Annotated in this window: 21 protein-coding genes; 10 read left to right on the top strand and 11 right to left on the bottom strand. The window is 38.1% G+C overall.

Annotated features, from left to right (window positions below; all coding sequences use genetic code 11):
• Positions 1-39 precede the first annotated feature (39 nt).
• The 4 genes from AVJ19_RS17635 to AVJ19_RS17620 form a co-directional block, all read right to left on the bottom strand.
• Positions 40-915: an acyl-CoA thioesterase gene (locus AVJ19_RS17635; RefSeq protein ID WP_111860938.1), complete on the bottom strand. Its 876-nt coding sequence runs from the start codon at positions 913-915 to the stop codon at positions 40-42.
• A gap of 138 nt (positions 916-1,053) precedes the next feature.
• Positions 1,054-1,629 (bottom strand): xanthine phosphoribosyltransferase, encoded by a 576-nt coding sequence (locus AVJ19_RS17630; protein ID WP_111860937.1) that lies wholly within the window; start codon positions 1,627-1,629, stop codon positions 1,054-1,056.
• Between the two features lie 103 nt (positions 1,630-1,732).
• Positions 1,733-2,437 (bottom strand): DUF3108 domain-containing protein, encoded by a 705-nt coding sequence (locus AVJ19_RS17625; RefSeq protein ID WP_111860936.1) that lies wholly within the window; start codon positions 2,435-2,437, stop codon positions 1,733-1,735.
• A gap of 142 nt (positions 2,438-2,579) precedes the next feature.
• Positions 2,580-3,290, bottom strand: coding sequence for a hypothetical protein (locus AVJ19_RS17620; RefSeq protein WP_111860935.1), 711 nt, complete (start codon positions 3,288-3,290; stop codon positions 2,580-2,582).
• A gap of 222 nt (positions 3,291-3,512) precedes the next feature.
• Between AVJ19_RS17620 and AVJ19_RS17615 the strand changes: the two genes are divergently transcribed.
• Positions 3,513-4,397, top strand: a complete 885-nt coding sequence (locus tag AVJ19_RS17615) for an energy transducer TonB (RefSeq protein ID WP_111860940.1) — start codon at positions 3,513-3,515, stop codon at positions 4,395-4,397.
• 173 nt (positions 4,398-4,570) lie between these two features.
• A complete protein-coding gene (locus tag AVJ19_RS17610; protein ID WP_162626641.1) occupies positions 4,571-5,020 on the top strand; it encodes a hypothetical protein in 450 nt (149 codons plus the stop codon).
• A 28-nt stretch (positions 5,021-5,048) separates the two neighbouring features.
• On the opposite strand, the gene AVJ19_RS17605 is transcribed toward AVJ19_RS17610, so the two are convergent.
• From AVJ19_RS17605 to miaB, 5 genes are all read right to left on the bottom strand, one after another.
• Entirely contained in the window at positions 5,049-5,339 is a 291-nt protein-coding gene (locus AVJ19_RS17605) for an antibiotic biosynthesis monooxygenase family protein (RefSeq protein ID WP_111860933.1), read from the bottom strand.
• A gap of 5 nt (positions 5,340-5,344) precedes the next feature.
• Complete coding sequence (locus tag AVJ19_RS17600; protein ID WP_111860932.1) at positions 5,345-6,454, bottom strand: mechanosensitive ion channel family protein; 1,110 nt, start codon at positions 6,452-6,454, stop codon at positions 5,345-5,347.
• 198 nt (positions 6,455-6,652) lie between these two features.
• On the bottom strand, positions 6,653-7,138 hold the full coding sequence (gene ybeY, locus AVJ19_RS17595; protein WP_111860931.1) for an rRNA maturation RNase YbeY: 486 nt from the start codon (positions 7,136-7,138) through the stop codon (positions 6,653-6,655).
• Between the two features lie 27 nt (positions 7,139-7,165).
• Positions 7,166-8,242: a PhoH family protein gene (locus AVJ19_RS17590; RefSeq protein WP_111860930.1), complete on the bottom strand. Its 1,077-nt coding sequence runs from the start codon at positions 8,240-8,242 to the stop codon at positions 7,166-7,168.
• 39 nt (positions 8,243-8,281) lie between these two features.
• Complete coding sequence (miaB, locus tag AVJ19_RS17585) at positions 8,282-9,736, bottom strand: tRNA (N6-isopentenyl adenosine(37)-C2)-methylthiotransferase MiaB (RefSeq protein WP_111860929.1); 1,455 nt, start codon at positions 9,734-9,736, stop codon at positions 8,282-8,284.
• A gap of 267 nt (positions 9,737-10,003) precedes the next feature.
• Between miaB and AVJ19_RS17580 the strand changes: the two genes are divergently transcribed.
• From AVJ19_RS17580 to AVJ19_RS17560, 5 genes are all read left to right on the top strand, one after another.
• A complete protein-coding gene (locus AVJ19_RS17580; protein WP_111860928.1) occupies positions 10,004-11,992 on the top strand; it encodes a lytic transglycosylase domain-containing protein in 1,989 nt (662 codons plus the stop codon).
• Between the two features lie 45 nt (positions 11,993-12,037).
• Positions 12,038-12,700 (top strand): ribonuclease T2 family protein, encoded by a 663-nt coding sequence (locus tag AVJ19_RS17575; protein WP_111860939.1) that lies wholly within the window; start codon positions 12,038-12,040, stop codon positions 12,698-12,700.
• 169 nt (positions 12,701-12,869) lie between these two features.
• On the top strand, positions 12,870-13,856 hold the full coding sequence (locus tag AVJ19_RS17570; RefSeq protein ID WP_068973651.1) for a malate dehydrogenase: 987 nt from the start codon (positions 12,870-12,872) through the stop codon (positions 13,854-13,856).
• A 212-nt stretch (positions 13,857-14,068) separates the two neighbouring features.
• Positions 14,069-14,305 carry a DUF2789 family protein gene (locus tag AVJ19_RS17565; protein ID WP_111860927.1) on the top strand — a complete coding sequence of 79 codons (237 nt, stop codon included), beginning with the start codon at positions 14,069-14,071 and terminating at the stop codon, positions 14,303-14,305.
• Positions 14,306-14,500: 195 nt separating this feature from the next.
• A complete protein-coding gene (locus tag AVJ19_RS17560) occupies positions 14,501-14,752 on the top strand; it encodes a DUF2789 family protein (RefSeq protein ID WP_111860926.1) in 252 nt (83 codons plus the stop codon).
• Between the two features lie 87 nt (positions 14,753-14,839).
• Here AVJ19_RS17560 and AVJ19_RS17555 read toward each other — a convergent pair whose 3' ends face one another.
• Both AVJ19_RS17555 and AVJ19_RS17550 read right to left on the bottom strand, forming a co-directional pair.
• Positions 14,840-15,367 carry a hypothetical protein gene (locus AVJ19_RS17555; protein WP_111860925.1) on the bottom strand — a complete coding sequence of 176 codons (528 nt, stop codon included), beginning with the start codon at positions 15,365-15,367 and terminating at the stop codon, positions 14,840-14,842.
• Positions 15,368-15,686: 319 nt separating this feature from the next.
• Positions 15,687-16,289: a 2OG-Fe(II) oxygenase gene (locus AVJ19_RS17550; RefSeq protein WP_111860924.1), complete on the bottom strand. Its 603-nt coding sequence runs from the start codon at positions 16,287-16,289 to the stop codon at positions 15,687-15,689.
• 114 nt (positions 16,290-16,403) lie between these two features.
• On the opposite strand from AVJ19_RS17550, the gene AVJ19_RS17545 reads away from it, so the two are divergent.
• The 3 genes from AVJ19_RS17545 to AVJ19_RS17535 are packed head-to-tail and all read left to right on the top strand — an operon-like array spanning position 16,404 to position 19,217.
• Positions 16,404-17,261, top strand: coding sequence for a 23S rRNA (adenine(2030)-N(6))-methyltransferase RlmJ (locus tag AVJ19_RS17545; protein WP_111860923.1), 858 nt, complete (start codon positions 16,404-16,406; stop codon positions 17,259-17,261).
• A 42-nt stretch (positions 17,262-17,303) separates the two neighbouring features.
• Positions 17,304-18,128: a CDP-diacylglycerol--serine O-phosphatidyltransferase gene (gene pssA / locus AVJ19_RS17540; protein WP_111860922.1), complete on the top strand. Its 825-nt coding sequence runs from the start codon at positions 17,304-17,306 to the stop codon at positions 18,126-18,128.
• Positions 18,129-18,146: 18 nt separating this feature from the next.
• Complete coding sequence (locus AVJ19_RS17535; protein WP_111860921.1) at positions 18,147-19,217, top strand: DUF6670 family protein; 1,071 nt, start codon at positions 18,147-18,149, stop codon at positions 19,215-19,217.
• The last annotated feature ends 35 nt before the right edge of the window (positions 19,218-19,252 follow it).

The following is a 19,252-nucleotide window of genomic DNA, read 5'->3' as shown; positions in this document are numbered from 1 at the left end:
CCTTATTTTTTTCTTCATAAAATACAATGTTATAAAAATCTAAGGGCGAGATTTAAATTGGCGTTGGCGCATTAAGCTTTCTTGACTAACACTGCACACCAATTTTCCATTTTGCCACATTTCACCAAAATTCAAGCCACGTGACTGACTTGAGCGAGTGGCATGCATGTCATATAACATCCATTCATCGACTCGAAAATCATGATGGAAATGCATGGTATGATCTAAACTTGCACTGCGTACACCACCATTGGCATAACTCACGCCATGTGGACGTAAAGAGGTGGTGAGTAAATTATAATCAGAATAATATGCAGCAATCGCTTGGTGCATGGCAATATGATCAAGTTCACCTTCGATTTTGTCAAAACTTCTGAAATATTCAGCATATTGGGGATCTGCTTTGACGGGTCTAAAAGGATTTGCAAACTCAACAGGATGAATCAAGAGATTAAATTGTTGCATCATGATTGCACGCATAGGCTCTGGAATATCATTTACCATTGAAATTTTATGTTCCTGCTCAGAAGTGAGTGTTTCAGGGGCAGGATAATGAGGTGTTTTAATCTGAAATTCTAAGCCCTGCTCAGGTTGAGCAAAAGATAGCATCGCCGAAAAAATCACTTTACCATCTTGTAATGCGTATACTTGGCGTGCAGATAAACTCGAACCATCACGTAAATTTTCAACTTTAAATAAAATCGGCATATCTGTTCGACCACTGCGAATAAAATAAGCATGCAGTGAATGTGCAGGGCGATTTGTGGTCTTAGATGCTGCAATGAGTGCTTGTGCTAAGATTTGTCCACCAAATAAATGTGAACCAAAAAGCTGGTTGGTTTGACCTTGGAAAATATATTGGTCAATTTGTTGCACATTTAATAATTGGGTAAGTTGGTGTGTCAGTGAATCCATTCTGGTCTTGACCTAATTTTTTGTATTTGAAAATAATATAATCGAGTCAAGCTAAGAAATGAATGAGCAAAATGCTTATCGTATTTTCATAAAGTATAAAAAAGAGCGCCTAAAGCGCTCAATTTTAAACAGTTACAGTTATTCTTGGACGAAAGTGACTGTACCGTTTGTTAAAGATTCAACACGTGCTAATGATTCAACACGGTAACCTTTATCCAAAAGAAGCTGACGACCAGGTTGGAATGATTTTTCAATCACAATACCGATACCGACAACTTCAGCATCTGCTTGATGGATAAGATCTGCGAGACCTAAAGCTGCTTGACCATTTGCTAAAAAGTCATCAATGACAAGGGCTTTATCGCCTGCGTTGATGTGTTTTTTAGAGATCGCAATGGTGCTTTCAACTTGTTTGGTAAATGAGAAAACTTTAGAACGATATAAGTCATCTTTCAAAGTTAAAGATTGGTATTTACGTGCAAAAATAACAGGAACACCCAATTCAAGTCCTGCCATGACTGCTGGCGCAATACCTGAAGCTTCAATCGTAATGATTTTGGTAATGCCTGCATCTTTGAAAAGACGCGCAAATTCTTGACCAATTTGCTGCATCATGACGGGATCAATTTGATGGTTTAAAAAAGAATCGACTTTCAGAACCTGATCAGATAGAACGATACCTTCAGCCAAGATTTTCTGTTCTAGTGCGTACACGGGAAGAATCCTCTAAGGGCAAGGTGCTTTTTCAAGCAAAGGCGTATTTTAAAAAGCACCAAGAAAAATGCAAGCTCAATTTCACGAAAAGTGGAAAAATAGCTTATTTTTTGTAGCCTGTTAGAGAAAGACTATAAGAAGTCTTATCATCTTGGTGTGACATTTTTACAGGTAAATAGTCAAGTTTCGGTGCTAACCAGAAAACTGATTGTTTGGTTTTGTTATCATGAGTCAGTACCACTTTGATGGTATCAAATGTGCCATAGCTGGTTTTAACAGATTCATTGCCTTGTTTAACAAAGTGACGAGTGTCCAAACCTTTGGCATCTGCAATCAAATAGCTTGATTTTAACCCTGAACCTTTTAGATCTTCACGAACTTGTAGTTCTGCATTTAACTCATCCAATGCCCCCGTTTTCCACGCAAATGAGCGAGCTTTACCACTTTTGTTGGTGTTAATGGTTTTTGCACTTGGATTAAATTTGATGGTCATGGTGTCGTTATGCACCAAAATTTTACTGCTACGGCTAAAGTTATTGGATTGGATTTGACCATTGCTCAAAGTAAAATTACTGGTTTCTTTTGCAGAGGCAATCGCAGCAGCTTTGGCAGCAAAAACATAGCTCCAATTGTTGCCATTTTGGCTTAAAGTACGGGTTGCTGAACCCATATTTTTACCATTATAAGAAAATTGGTAGGTCGCTTGGAATGGGCTCATGGCAAGAGCATGGCTTGAAAAACCTGTGAGTAATAAGGCTGTTGTAAGCCCTGTAGCGAGGCTCATTTTTTTCATTAATTGTGTTGCCATAAGTAATGTCCTATGCAATGTCTGCGATCTTAGTATTATGCGACTGAATTAAGTAGAAAAACTTAGAATTTCAGCAAAATATGTGAGTTTATGTATTTATTTTGCATAAATCTATTTAAAAGCTTTCATTTTAAACATCAACTTAACGCTCTTTTTGTTGAATTGGCGTTACATTGCTTTCAATGAAATCATCATCAAGATCATCGCCAAGCAAGTCATCTTCAAGCGTGTTATCCCAATCATTGCGACTTACTTTGCTAAACAGTGCCATGAGATTAACATTACCGATTACGACTAATTCCGTTTCTCTGAGTTCGGCATGATTAATATGGACTTTATTTAGAGTGTCCATAATAGATCGTTTATCGCCAAGCCAACGATTTAGGTCTAAGTGTAATAAATCATCTTTGACAGTGAGTACCTCAAATTTCTCTAAGATCATACCTAAAGGATCTTTTCTTAGAATTTTTTGGTAGAAAAATAATGCTGTATTGACAGCCATTTTATAGAAAAAATTTGGATAGGTGGCTTCAATGACTTCAGTATTGCTAATTTGTTCAAAGACAATGAGTTGCATGTCTTTGTTAAACTCCATTTGGATTAATTTTAGATCTACACCTAAAACAAAATGCATACCTTTGACATTCAATGTTGCATATAAACGTAACCAATCATCATGTAAGTCGGCATGTAAATCTTCTAAAATTTCAACATTTTCAGTGACGAAACGTTGAAAAGTGGCATTGAGAAAAACTTGAGATACAGGAAACTCACGTTCTTCTTCAATAAAATCCCCAGCTTTTTGGTAAATACGCTGAATACGTTGAGCAATCTTAGAAAGTAGCGATGGCATAAGTTCAGTTCCAAATCAGCTTCATTTTATTAGGTGTATCTTGTCGATTTGTTTAAAATTTCCAAGCTTTATTCTTGCAGTTTAGCAAATTTAGATGCACCATTTTAAAGTTTTGTTCTATTAACATATTTTCTATGAAAAGCATCACTGAAAAGTATTAAAAGTGTAATGCTGAAAATAGTTTTATTTTTTGATTTTGTTGGGGAATGGCGGTCACTTGTCATGTTTAAAAAAATGAGTACTTCATCTAAGGCTTTTTTACCTTGGTGGGAAGACAATATCTTCTTAGGTGCTGTCGTGGCAGCAATAGCGCTGCATTTGGTTTTTATTTCATTGCAGTTTGCTGAACCCAAAGAACAAGATACACATAATAGTAAAGAAATCGCTGTCACTTTGCGTCCAAGTGCTGATGAGGTCAAAGAGGCAGATTTTTTAGCGCAGGAAGATCAGCAAGGTTCAGGTGTATTTCGTGAAAAGCATCGTATGTCGAGTGATATGCCTGCACAGAGCAAAGACTTAAGTGCAGGTGAACAAGAGTTAGAAGCTTTGGAAAAAGTGCAGCAAAAGCGTGAATTGAATTTTGAAGAAAAAGTATTAATGACGGTGCTCAGTTGGCAGAAACAAGCTGAACAAAATGAACGTAAAAAAGCCATGGATGAGTTGCAAAGCCAATTCCAAGCCAAAGCAGCGATGGTGGCGAGTTTAGAAGCTCAATATTTACAGAAACAGCAAAACTTTAGTAAACAACAAAAGATTAAAACTGTGGATGGCATTCAAGCCAAAAAAGATGCCTCAGCGGGTTATTTAGATAAATTTCGTGCCAAAGTAGAACTGTACGGCAACCGTTATTATCCTGATGAGGCTAAAATTCAGCATTTATCGGGCGAAGTACGTTTGATGGTGATCTTAAATGCTTCAGGTGGTATTCGTGCCATTCGTTTGATCGAAAGTTCAGGACATCCGATTTTGGATGAAGCAGCAAAAAACTCGGTGCGTAAAGGTGCGCCTTTTGGTAACTTTGATGCCAGTATGAAAGATATTTCTGAGTTAAGGATTATTCGTACATGGCGTTTTGATCCTGCTGAGTCTGAGTTTGAAGTGCATTGATGAAAATGTTTTAACCTATTTAAATTGTTGTAGATAGATACCTTATTTATTCGCTTTTTACTTTAATTTAACGATTTATTTTATAAATCAAAAATGCTAATTTTGGGTAAAATAACCACAGAGCCATATGAATAATGAAATATATTTTACTGATACCAATACTTTTTTGGGGTGTGAATGCTTTTGCTCAAACCAACTTTAAGGCAGTTGATACATGCCAATATGATCAAAGTGATATTAATTTTTGTTCAAAAGCAAATATTGCAACATATAAGAAAGCTTTTTTGACGCAACAGCCAAATTTTAATCAGAAATACATTCTATTAAATATAGGCGATCGGTTAAATCATATTTATGTGGCATTGGATACACAGACAGGTGTCGTATTTACATTAAAAGATGAAATTTCAGGGGTACAGAAAAATTATCAAGCCACTGGAAAACCACCAACAGTCAGTTATTCAGTAAATAACCGTGATTTGTGTATCGAAGGCACTGTGAATAGTTATCGAGATTCTTATGAAAATATATGGGTATGTTATCGTGTCCAAAAAGAAGATTTTGGTAAATATAAAAAGCAATTTTGGAGAACGGACGTTCCTCAGAGTTTAGCGGATCGGTAAATAAGAAAGGAGGATTTTCCTCCTTTACTTATACAGCATAAGTACGTTTAATCTCACAAATTTCAACACTGTAGTTTTCATACCATTTTTCTTTACCTAATTTTTGTGCAACCAGATGTTCAGCATCTTGTTGCCAAGTGTGAATATCTTCTAGCGAATGCCAATAAGATAAAGCAATTTCAGCACCATTTTCAGATAGTGCTTCAAATTTTTGACAATGAAACTGTGTTAAGGCTTTTTCCCTGAGTAGAAGTGCAGTGTGAAAATATTCGTCATCTAGCGTTTTAATTTTAGCTTTAAAAATCACGACAAATTTCATATATTTCACTCAACTTTATTGTGGGCTGAACTTGCTTGAGAAAGCAATTGTAAATGTGGATAAGGCACATTAATTTTGGCATCTTGCAGTGCTTCTTTAACATGTTCCAATAGCTTTTCTTGAATACGAGGTAAGCGTTCCATTTGATAAGGTTCCAACCAATAACGCACAATCAGCACAATGCCTGACTCTGCAAACTCACGTACATCCACACTGGGTGCAGGTGTTTTTAAATACTCATCTTCTTGGTCTAAACGGGCTAAAATCGCTTGACGGGCTTTTTCCACATCTTCTTGTAGTGAAATACGACAATAACTTTCAAAACGCATTCTTTCATGTGCAGTGAGGTTGGTCACTTCTGCATTGGCAACAGTTGAATTTGGAATAATAATCAATAAATTATCACGGTTACGAATATGCGTCGTTCGGAGTAAAATTTGCGTAATTTTTCCTTCAAATTTATTGATTCGTACCCAGTCACCAATATGAAAAGGGCGTTCGATGAGAATGGTAATTCCTGCAATAAAATTGGACAGAGTGGACTGTGCTGCAAAACTGACCGCAATCCCGACAATCCCCAAACCTGCCATAATGGAAATAATATTAAAACCAAACTGCGCCATAATCGCAGCGATACCGAAAATCACCAATAGCACTGAAATAATATTGCGTAATAGTTGTTTTAAAGAATCATCAATATAAAAACGATCCAAAAAGCGCATGGTTAGTTTGGTAAATAGCATCCAGATAATATAAAAAATCAATGAAACAATGGCAGCACGAGAAACGGCTTGTAGATATTTTTCAGATAAACCAAATTGCGACAGGATGGTAATACTTGAAGCAAGTAGCCAAAAAAAGTAAATAGTATTATTGATGATATTAATAATAATTTGATTAATATTAAATTTTTTAGAAATATAACGAACAGCAAGTCTTAAACCACGACTAAATAACCAAAAAAATCCAATTAAAATGACGACAATAAATAATTTACTGAGCAGTGCCGCAGCAACCATATCCCAATCAAGGTTATGGTTTTCAGGCGCACCCATACTCAGAAAAATACTACGTTTTAGGGCATCTACAAACTCTTCAAATAAGCGATCCAACATGGCTTAGCTTTCTAATCTTGGATTTTAATGGAATTTTTTGAGTATAGTGAAAAGCCAATTAACTTGATAGTAAAGAGTTTTTGCGTTTCAGCAGAGAAGTGTAAATAAATATCGTATTTTCAGTAAGGCATAAAAAATGATGCACAATGTAAATCATCATGCACCATTTTAACTTGTCTTTTCCAATGAAAAATTAAGTTAATCTTCTTTGATTGTATATGGATTTTCAAAACCTAATTTTTTCAAAATTTCGATTTCCAATGCTTCCATTTCTTCAGCATCTTCATCTGACGTTTCATGGTCATAACCCATTAAATGTAATGTGCCATGTACAAGCATGTGAGTGAAATGTTCAATCGGTGTTTTTTGTTGTTCAATGGCTTCTTGTAAAACCACAGGAATACAAATCACCAAATCGCCAATGGGAAAGCTATCTAAAATTTGCGCCATTTCATCAGGTAAATCACTCGGGAAAGACAGTACATTGGTTGGTTTATCTTTCTTGCGATATTCAAAATTTAGCTTATGGCTTTCATCAACATCCACACAAGCAATGCCGATTTCACAATCGCTTTGTGTGTCGATATGACGCAGTGAAGTTTCAATCACTTTTTTCAGAAAAGCACGTTTGAGCACCAATTCAGGTGCTTCAAACGCTTGTTGTAAGGTTAAACTGAGTTTCAAAATGAATCCTTAACAATGAAGAACGTTTTAGTCCTGTGCATCGGCTTTGGCATCATTGTCAGCGATCAATGCTTGCTGTAGTGCTTTGCGTTCAGCACGTGCCGCAGCACTTAAACGTTGTTGTTCACCTTCCCATCCCTCATAAGCTTCGACAATCTTTTGAACCAATTGATGACGAACTACATCACGAGAATGGAAACGAGTGATATGAATTTCTTTAACATTTTCGAGTACACGCAGTGCATGTGCTAGACCTGACTGCTGACCACGAGGTAAGTCGACCTGAGTAATATCCCCTGTGATTGCTGCACGTGAACCAAAACCTAAACGAGTCAGAAACATTTTCATTTGTTCGGGTGTGGTGTTTTGCGCCTCATCCAAAATCACGAAAGAATGGTTGAGGGTACGACCACGCATATAGGCGAGGGGCGCAACTTCAATGACTTGACGTTCAATGAGTTTGGCAACTTTTTCAAAGCCGAGCATTTCATACAAGGCATCGTAAAGTGGGCGTAAGTAAGGGTCAATTTTTTGGGTTAAATCGCCCGGTAAGAAACCGAGTTTTTCACCTGCTTCAACGGCGGGACGTACCAATAAAATCCGTTGAATTTCATTGCGTTCGAGCATATCTACCGCAGCCGCCACTGCAAGATAGGTTTTACCTGTACCCGCGGGACCGATCCCGAAAGAAATATCACTTTGTAAAATACGTTGCACATAACGCTTTTGATTAATGCCACGTGGATTAATACGACCTTTAGGGGTTTGTAACCAAATTGCGTCTAAGCCAGTGTGCTCATTATCTGACAAGTCCTCTTGTAATTCTCGGTCAGTTTGACTGCCTTGAATCATCAGATGGACAGTATCAGCACTGATTTGAGAGGAAATTTCAGCTTCGTCATAGAGGCGTTGCAATAAAAGCTCAGCTCTTGCGACAGCATCAAGATTCCCATCGATGAAAAATGCATCACTTCGATGGGAGATTTTGACATTTAAACGTTGTTCGATTTGTTTCATATGGCTGTTATAAGCACCAAGCATGCTTTTTAAACGTTCCATAGAAATGCCAGGAAAAGCTACTGTACGTCGAATTTCGGCAGTCAAGTGATATCCTTTTATATTGTCGTAATGGATACCCCTACATTACGACACGTCAGGCTCAAGATTCAAGAGTTCACCATAAACTAAATTTAAGGTTTTAATCTCTGTAACCTCAATCTCTGCAAAGCGTCCAACCCAAGTCGCATCACCAATAAATGTTACTAAACGTGTATTGTCAGCAGTACCAACCAAAATATTTGGGTCTTTGTCAGAAACTTTTTCAACTAATACTCGTTGAATCGTGCCAAGCATGGCATCTGTTTTTTCGATACTTGAGCGTTTGATCCATTGCTGAACTTTGGCTAAACGTTCTTTTTTCACATCTTCAGGCGTATTGTCAGGTAATTCTGATGCAGGCGTACCCGGACGTTTTGAATAGATAAAACTATATGAATGGTCAAAGTCTAAATCTTGGATGAATTGGTAAGTTTCTTCAAAATTCTCATCTGTTTCACCAGGGAAGCCGATAATGAAGTCAGAAGATAAATGCATATCAGGGCGGACTTTACGTAACTTGGCAATTTTTTCGATATAAACATCAATGGTGTGATTACGTTTCATGGCTTGTAACACATCATTTGAACCGCTTTGTACAGGTAAATGAAGATGCGAAACCATTTGTGGTAAGTCACGATAGCATTGAATTAAATCATCATTAAACTCAAGCGGATGTGAAGTCGTATAACGTAAGCGACCAATCCCCGGAATCTCAGCAACTAAACGGAGTAAATCAGCAAAAGTACAAATTTCACCTTCAAAAGTTTCACCACGGTAGCCATTTACGTTTTGACCAAGTAATGATATTTCACGCACGCCTTTTTCAGCTAAACCTGCAATTTCAGCAAGTACATCATCCAACGGACGAGAAACTTCTTCACCCCGTGTATACGGTACAACACAGAATGAACAGTATTTTGAACAGCCTTCCATGATGGAAACAAAAGCTTTAAAACCTTCAACACGGGGTTCAGGTAAAAAGTCGAATTTTTCAATATCTGGGAATGAAATATCGACTAATTTAATTTTTTCTTTTTTCGGTTTTTCAACTTGATCATGATGCTGATCAAGCATTTGTGGTAAGCGGTGTAAAGTTTGTGGACCAAAAACCATATCGACATAAGGTGCACGTTTTTGGATATTGTCGCCTTCTTGTGACGCAACACAACCACCGACACCGATGACTAGGTCTGGATTTTGTTCTTTCAGTTTGCGCCAGCGACCCAATTCAGAAAACACTTTTTCTTGTGCTTTTTCACGAATCGAACAGGTATTCATGAGCAAAATATCTGCATCTTTAGGGTCAGTAGTCAGTACATAACCGTGAGAGTCACCTAAAAGGTCTGCCATACGATGACTGTCATACTCATTCATCTGACACCCTTGCGTTTCGATATACAGTTTTTTCACTGTACCATCGGCTGGGGTGTGCTGTGGCTGGAGAACAGTGTTTTCTGAGGCAGCTTTGGCACCATTTGGAATGAAGGTTTGAACCGTCATAGAGGCATTTATCCTGTATAAAACCAAAAATTAAATTGAGTGAAGTTTCTTCGACTCAAGAAAAGCAGCGTATTTTACAGTATTTACATACAAAGCCATACTAAAAATCTATACAGTAGGATTAATATTCAGATGATGCCAAAAAAAGTATGAAAAATGGATAAAATTAATAACGTTGAATCATAAGGTTACATAACAGAACAGTAGAGGTAGGTGAGAATAATTAAACTACGCTTAAATGAGTACGATGTTAAAAAAAGGTCAACCATGCAAGAAGACATTACCTTGGTGAGAGAAAACGTGTTTAATCAAAAATCAATCAAAAAAAATAAAATAACATCGTGTGTTTTAGGCTTGCTTGCATGTGCAGGACTACAAGTCACGCAGGCAGTGGAAGAACAGTTTAATGATGTACTCCGTAATGCCAATAATCCTGCGGCTTTAGAACAATACAAATATTCGATGCAAAATGATGCCTTAGGATATTATCCAGAATATTTCTCTTTGAACTCAAATTTAGCATTTCAACCTGCAAGTAATATTGTGAATTTCGCACAGCGTTACCCACAGTCAGCTATGGCTGAAAAACTTGCAGCAGATTATGTGGAAGAAAAAGTTAAACAAGCTGACTTTAGCAGTGCCCAACCTGTATTGGCTTATGTATCCAATCCAGACCAAGCAGAGAGTTGTGCGATGGCACAGGTTCGAGCAAAAAATGGTGATGCTTTGGTTTTTGCTGAATTTAAAGATGTTTGGTTAGCGACCAATTCACAGCCAGAGTCATGTAATGGTCTTGGACGTTTGATGCTGAGCAGTCCATTACTGACAGCCGATGATCGGCAGCAACGTTTGTATGCACAGCTCCGTGCAGGACAGTCAGGACAAGCCATTGCCACAGCGCAATCGATTGGTGTGAACCTTTCATTGGCACAGTTAAACCAAATCCAAGCTAATCCACTGAATTATTTATGGACAGCGCCTAAAAATAATGTAGAAGATTATGCCTATATGGTGTTTGCTTTAGGACGTGCTGCGGATACCGATTTAATTTCAGCGTTACAGTCTGTGCCACGCCTTGCACAAGGTGTACCTGATCATGTACAGAAATATTTGTACCGTACAGTAGGGTATATCGGTGGGACAACGGTGATGAAAAATAACTTCAATCGCCAAGTATTAGAAAGTTTTGATGCCAGTTTTGGTGTGCCATTTAGTGCTGAAGAAGCTGAGATTTATGCACGACAAGCCATTCGCTTTGGTGCATGGGAAAGTGTGATTCGTGCGGTAGACAGCATGAGTGTGACACAAAAACAAGAAGATCGTTGGCAATATTGGTTAGCACGTGCATCGGAGCAACGTGGTGATAAATCATCTAAAAATACTGCAGAAGAGATTTTTAAACGTTTGGCGATGTCAGGCGATGATTATCATAATTTATTAGCCAAAGATCATATTGGTCAAAAATACAGTGAAGGTCTGAGTCAAGAGCAACCGTCATCGAGTGATGTACAACGTTTAAATCAAGATATTCATTTCCGCCGTGCATTTGCGTTAAAAAATATCAATGCCAATGCAACTTATACCAACCGTGAATGGAATTGGGCAGTGCGTCAAGCCTATCTAAAACAAGATGATGGAATGTTGTTAGCAGCCGCACAAAGAGCCACCAATATGGGGTGGTATGATCGTGCGATTTATGCAGCAGATCGCACCAAAAATAAACATAACTATAGTTACCGTTATGCGACACCACACCAATCTTTAGTGGTCAGCCATAGTCGAAATGTTGGTATCGATCCAGCTTGGGCGTATGGTTTAATGCGTCAGGAAAGTCGTTTTGTTACAGCTGCACGTTCACATGTGGGTGCAGGTGGTCTCATGCAAATCATGCCTGGAACAGCAAAACAAGTCGCTAGAGAAATGGGAGAAACTTATAATCCTGCGGCATTGAGTGATCCAAATACCAATATTCGCTATGGCACATATTATTTATCAATGATCCAACGTCAGCTTAGCAATAATCCCGTTTTAGCAACCGCTGGGTATAATGCGGGACCAAATCGTGCGAAACGTTGGCAACCGAATGACCGTAATTTGTCTGCGGATCAATATACCGAAGCAATTCCGCTTCATGAAACTCGTGATTATGTCAAAAATGTTATGACCAATGCAGTGCATTATGGCATGTTACTTGGACAGGGACCGCAAGTGATTGAAAGTCGTATGCCAAATATTCCCATTCGTGCTTTTGAATAACAGAATAGGATGATTTTGCAATAAAATTTTGTGTGCATGGAAACAATGAAGAACGCTGTTTTGAATCGATTAAAAAGAAAAATTCGTGTGTGGTTATTGATCTGCACAGGATTTTTCTTATTTAAAATAGATGCAACTGCTGCACCTGCACAGCCGCAGGGCTATGTCATGCAAATACAGCTTACACCTGCGGTATGTGCATTGGATAGTTCTAAACAAAAACAACGTAAATGTTTAGAAGGCTATTCACTGACGATCACAGGTCTATTGCCAGAGACCACACAAAAAGAATGTGAAACATCCGCTTCTGCTACGCTGAGTCCTTTACAGTCCAAAGTTGTTGCACGTGTGATGCCAGATCAAAACTCTAGGGTACAATTGTGGCATAGTGTGGGCGGTTGTGTGCCAATGAATGCAAGTCAGTATTTTAGAACGATGATTAATCTGGCTGAAAAGCTAAAAATTCCTGCTGAGCTTACGAGTGCAGATAATAAAGTGATTTATCACAGTCAATTAAAAGCTCAATTTATTAGATTGAATCCAGGTTTGCCTGCAAAAGGTATTAGCTTTAGTTGTCAGGCAAGTCGATCAAATACAATTTTGACTGAAATCGAAGTCTGTTACAAAGTAAATGGTCAATATAAACAATGCTCAAACCAAATGGTATCGAATTGTCCAACAAGTTTTTTAATAAAAGGTGCGTATTAAGGTTTTGAAAGTGCTTATTTATATTTTCTATAATACTTTTGTTGAAAATCATTTTCTTTTAAATGCATAACCGAAAAGATTGGAGTACAATCTTTGGCGTTTATGATAATTCGATTAAATGGAAATAGTCCTTTAATCACATTAACGATCCTCAATTGGAGATAATTAAATGAAGCAAGCAGTTCGTGTTGCCGTTACTGGTGCCGCAGGTCAAATCGGTTACAGCCTATTATTCCGTATCGCTAGTGGTGAAATGCTTGGTAAAGACCAACCAGTTATCCTTCAATTATTAGAAGTTCCATTTGAGAAAGCTCAAGCTGCGCTTAAAGGCGTAATGATGGAACTTGACGACTGTGCATTCCCATTGCTTGAAGGCATGATCGGTACTGATGATCCTAAAGTTGCATTCAAAGATGCTGACTATGCGTTACTTGTAGGTTCACGTCCACGTGGTCCTGGTATGGAACGTGCTGAATTACTTAAAGTAAACGGTGAAATCTTCATCGGCCAAGGCCAGGCACTTAACGAAGTTGCAAGCCGTGACGTTAAAGTTCTTGTTGTAGGTAACCCTGCTAACACTAACGCTTACATCGCAATGAAATCTGCACCAGATCTTCCAGCGAAAAACTTCACAGCAATGTTACGTCTTGACCACAACCGTGCGTTAACTCAACTTGCTCAAAAAGCGGGTGTTGCAGTTTCTGACATCGAAACGATGACTGTTTGGGGTAACCACTCTCCAACAATGTATGCTGACTACCGTTTTGCAACAGTAAATGGCGAAAGCTTAAAAGACAAAATCAACGATGCTGACTGGAATGCAAACGTATTCCTTCCAACTGTTGGTAAACGTGGTGCTGCAATCATCGAAGCACGTGGTTTATCTTCAGCTGCGTCTGCTGCAAATGCTGCAATCGATCACATGCGTGATTGGGCGCTTGGCACAAACGGCAAATGGGTAACTATGGGTATTCCTTCTGATGGTTCTTATGGTATCCCTGAAGGCGTAATGTTCGGTTTCCCTGTAACTTGTGAAAATGGCGAATACAAAATCGTTCAAGGTCTTGAAATCGACGAATTCAGCCGTGAACGCATCAACGTTACACTTGATGAGTTAGAAGGCGAACGTGCAGCAGTTGCTGACATGGTTAAATAATTGAATTTTTAAGATCACTGATCTTTTAGATTGAATTGAAGAAGCACTCCATTTTGGAGTGCTTTTTTATGAGCGTTTATTGAGAAAAATAATTAACAAACAATAACAAGAACAATGCAAGATAGAGCTGAATTTAGAATGAAAAACAGTTATTTTTAAACCTGTTATGGTATTTATGAACGATTTAACAATAAGGAATAGAGGAAAATAAAATGTTTGATGAACAACCAACACTCAAGTTGCTATTTGATCAGTTGGGCTTGGATTCTGATCAAGCTTCAATGGATCAATTTGTTGCAACACATCAATTGGCTAAAGGCGTGATGATGCATGAGGCAGATTTTTGGAATGATTCACAGCGTGATTTTATCGTGAGCCATTGGCGTAAAGATGACGATTGGTCTTTGGTGATTGATGAGTTGAGTGAGTTATTGTCGCATAAGCCTTAATTTATAAAGAAAATGCATAGCGCATCAAATATCGTTTGAAAAATAATCACAAATTGAAACAACAAAAAATAGCCGCAGGGCTATTTTTTTGCCTGAATTCTTATAAGTTAGTTGTATAAGTAAATACAATTTTTTTGATATAAATTTCACAATGATTAAATGACAGAGATTTGACCGAGGGAGGGCAGGAAGCTCATGAATACTCAACCATCTTTAGCCTTATTATTTTCTCAGCTCGGTTTGGCAAACAGTCCTGCTGCAATTGAGCTTTATGTCCGTACTCACCAATTAACCGCAAATCAAAATTTGCATGACGCACCATTTTGGAATAAGTCACAACGTGATTTTCTGATCAGTCATTTGGTACAGGATGATGATTGGTCAATGTGGATCGATGAATTGAATCAACAACTGCATATGGATGCTTATAAATTACAAATGGCTTAATTTTTATATATTTAAGTCTTAAAACGTTCAAACCCCAACAAAAAAGATGGCACTGTCGCCATCTTTTTTATTTTCAGAATTAAAAACTTAATGCAATTTATGTTGAATGAGATCATTAAACCAAGTCTGCTGACGTGCCTGTTTAAATGCAGGATGTTCTTGCAGTAATGCTACATCACATTCAGCTGTTTTCACATATTTACTTAACCAATGCCGTGTCATCGCCAATTCTTCCTTACTTGCAGAAGCATAGGCAAGGAAGAAATAAATTTCACCATGCTCATGAGGGGTTAACGGTTTTAAAATTTGCTGTGTAATGAGTGCGAAACGATTTTCTTGGGTGATTTCAAAATACAACATATAGGCTTTTGCCAAATGCAAAGACAAGTTGAGATACACCCGCATTGGCATTTCTTCATATTCCACACGTGCACTTTCAAGTAACACAATTGCTTCTTGCAGAAAATGAATTTGTTCTTGGCGAACATGGCTGAGTACCACCAATTGCAAGCGTAAATCTGCCCGTTCCAAAGCGAGTTCAGGCGTGTTTTCTTGCAAGTACATTTGGTCAGTTTCACCAATACGTGCAATGATTTGTTTTGTATTTTCAAACATGCGCCTTCATCCTCATTTTTCAATACCGCTATATATGAGGATGAATGTTTAAATTTAAAGATGCTTGGAAAGCTAAATAAGAGCAATCTTTGAAAGTAATGTTAATGTAAGAATAGAGCTCTTGCGAAAGTCATCAAGTGTTTAAATTGTAGATCAAAAAACGTATTCGAAAGCGTAAAGGAAGTTCCTTCTCCCTGTGGGAGAAGGTTAGGATGAGGGGAAATTAAAAGAGAACTCTGTTTCTTATCCTGACAGGGGAGCGTGCCTTCAGTATTTGAGTATTTATATTAAAGAAATCTTAAGCATCCACAAAAATAACTTATAACAACTGCTGATCTGAGCGTAACCATGCAGTAATCGACAAACGCTGATGCTTGGCTTCGATGACTTCATGCAGTAAATCGCTTTGAAACATCGCAATCCGATTTGGCTTGGGTTGAATGGTATGCCATTGATTATTTTTATCTTGTAAATGTAATTGCCCACCCCAGTCCTCTTGCCATTGTTCATGCAAATAATAGACGGTGGAGATCATACGACCATTTTTACCTTGTGGATTATCACGATGCAGCGCATAAAATTCACCTGCGTTATAACAGGCAAAATGTGCTTCAATGTCATTAATTCCCAAATAAAAAGAACGGTTTAATGTGTTGGAAAGTTGTTTTAATGTATCGATATGTTGTTGGGCAATATCAAGATGATCATTGATCCATAAAATATGATCACTGCGAATATTGCTGATCACGCCATTTTGAATGGCTGCGGCACGAAACTCATTGAGGTGGGTTGTGCACTCATGTACAAGTGCATGCACATAGTCTGTGGGATAAACATCGTCAATAATGGCGAAACCGTGTTGATCCAAATTATCTAAAATTTGATCAACATTCCAAGACTTTGGGAGAAAGATCACATCCATAACAATCCAAAAAAGAATTAAAAAATAAGAGCTTTATTTTAGAACGAGAACGGGGCAGTGAAGAAACATTTTTTCGTGCTAAAATAGCTGTTGAACTTAGGAATGAATCGAAACATGAATTACCGTCACCATTTCCATGCAGGCAACTTTGCCGATGTCATGAAACATGTGTTATTGCTACAAATCTTGGCACGTTTAAATGGCAAAGATAAACCATACCGTTATGTAGACACGCATGGTGGTGCGGGTAAATACGATTTATCAACCGCAGAAGCACAAAAATCAGGTGAGTTTTTAAATGGTATTCATCGTTTAGTGAAACTTGATGATTCCATCAAACGTAATGCGCCTGAAGGTGTAAAACAGTATCTGAAAATTGTGGAAGACATGCGTGCAGGTTCAGGCAAAGGCGCATATCCGGGTTCACCGTGGTTTGCGCTTGAAGGTATGCGTGAAACAGATAAAGCAACCATTTTTGAAATGCAACGTGATGTATTTCAGCAGCTTTATTACAATATTCGTGACAAACGTGCAGGCTTGCATGAGCGTGATGCGTATGAAGGTTTGTTGGGTGTGATTCCACCAAAAGAAAAACGTGGTTTAGTGATGATCGATCCACCCTATGAGTTGGAACGTAAAGACTTTCCACAATTGGTGGAGCTTTTGGTTGCTGCTTATAAAAAATGGCCTACAGGTATTTTTGCAGTGTGGTATCCGATTAAAGACCGTGCCATGATCGAACGTTTTGAAAAGAAAATGATGAAAACAGGCATTCGCCGTCAATTGGTGTGTGAAGTCTGTGTATGGCCTGATGACACGCCTGTGGGTTTAAATGGTTGTGGTTTGTTGGTGATCAATCCGCCTTGGAAATTCTCTGAAGATGCAGATGAAGCATTGCAATGGTTATTCCCACATTTACGTATGAGTGAAAATGGTGGTCATGCAGCAGTTCGTTGGTTAGTTGGCGAATAAAAGAAAATTGAAATGTAAATAAGGTCACAGTAGGATCGAACAATGACAAATATAAATAAACCTGACAACCGTGCCTCTACAGAAGATCATGCTTTTGATGGTATTACCTTTGAGGTAGAGGAAGTGGAGCATACCCATGAAGGCGAAAAGGTCAAACGTCGCGGGATCTACTTGTGGCCAAATTTAATCACCACAGCAGCATTGCTGTCAGGCTTTTACTCCATTATTGCAAGTATGAATGGTGATTTTACCCAAGCCATTTATGCGATTTTTATTGCAGCATTACTTGATGGTTTGGATGGACGCGTGGCACGTGCAATCGGTGCACAAAGTGCGTTTGGTGAACAATTTGACTCATTATCGGACTTATTGGCATTTGGTGTTGCACCTGCCATCCTGATGTACAGTTGGAGTTTGCATGATTTAGGTCGTATCGGCTTGGCTGCATGCTTTGTCTATACCGCATGTGCAGCATTTCGCTTGGCACGCTTCAATGTACAAATTGGTGTGGTGGATAAACGCTATTTTATTGGTGTAGCAAGTCCTTTGGCCGCAGTGATGATTATTTCATTGGTGTGGGTAGGGCGAGATTTTCCAATGATTTTTGATTTAAAAGATACAGGTATTCAGGCAATTAACGCAGCAATCATTATTGCCGTGGGTCTGTTGATGATTTCCAATATCAAATACTACTCATTTAAAACTGTTGATCGTAAACGTGTTCCATTTTTTGTGTTACCAATCGCAGTATTTATTTTGGCAGCAGTGACTTATAATATTCCCGTTGGCATTCTTATTATTTCAATTATCTATGCCATTTCAGGATTTATCACGACATTCCTTGCGAGAAAAAATACAGTGAGTTAATAAAAACAGGAGTTTGATATGCAGTTGTTAATGAATTTTATTGATGAATCCAAACAGCTCAATCAAGCTCCATTTGCACTGAAGTTGGATTATCATCCGCAACGGGGGCGATTTAAAATTATTCATCAAGGATTGATGATTCCCAATCTGCCTGCACCATTACATTATCTCAATTTCCTCAGCATCATTGGACAGCCCAATATCCCAATGCTGCGCAATCAAGATGCCATTCACACCACTGCTTTAGATACAGCAACGGTGATTGCAAGTTGCAGTGCACATATGGCAGGGCAGTACTCATCTTATTCCATTGAAAATGATTGTCATTTTAAATCAAATTTTTATCAATTTTCTGATAAAGAAACACTACAAGGCAGTTTTCCATTTTTTCGATTGACCCGTAAAGATGACGAACTCAGCTTTGATCTTAATATTCAAACCACACCGATCATTTCACATTTTACCAAACTTAAATTAGGGATTTTTGATCATTGGTCATTGCTTTGTCGCTGCAAAGGAGATGTGAATTATAAAGGGCAGCACTACAGCCTTGATGAAATGGGATCATTTGAATATGCCCGTGCGATCAATCTGCCTTATTTACCTTTGTGCTTTTTTACCTATCAAATTATCAACTTGAACAATCAACGCCAACTATTGCTTGCACAAATTCGTAATAACTTTAATCACATCGTGCAGTCCCGTATCTATCTGAGAGATGCACAAACATCACAAGCCGAAATGTTCGATGAAAATGTCTACTTTAAAGTTTTGCGGGTTTACCCAAAAGTGACTACACCCAACCATCAGGAGATGTATCTTCCTCGTGAGTTCACATGGACTTTTCAAAATGGCAATAGAAAAATACAAATCAATGCAGAAAGTCGAGGTGATTACAAATTTGGTTTAGCAGCGGGCTATGTTGGGAGCTTTAAATATTATGTGAATATTGATGGAATTGAAGAAACAGGAGAAAGCGGCTACTGTGAATACATTGATTGTCGTCCTTTGAAGTGGCAAGAAAAGAAAAATGAAGAAAAAAAATTAGATGAAACTGTCAATATTGTCCCCTGTGCACTCAAGAAATAACTAAAAAAGCGATAATTGTAGAATAAATAAACAGG

The organism is Acinetobacter sp. CFCC 10889, assembly GCF_003268395.1.
Lineage (GTDB): Bacteria > Pseudomonadota > Gammaproteobacteria > Pseudomonadales > Moraxellaceae > Acinetobacter.
The sequence above is the reverse complement of the archived record's forward strand: the minus strand, read 5'-3'. Positions and strand labels throughout refer to the sequence as shown.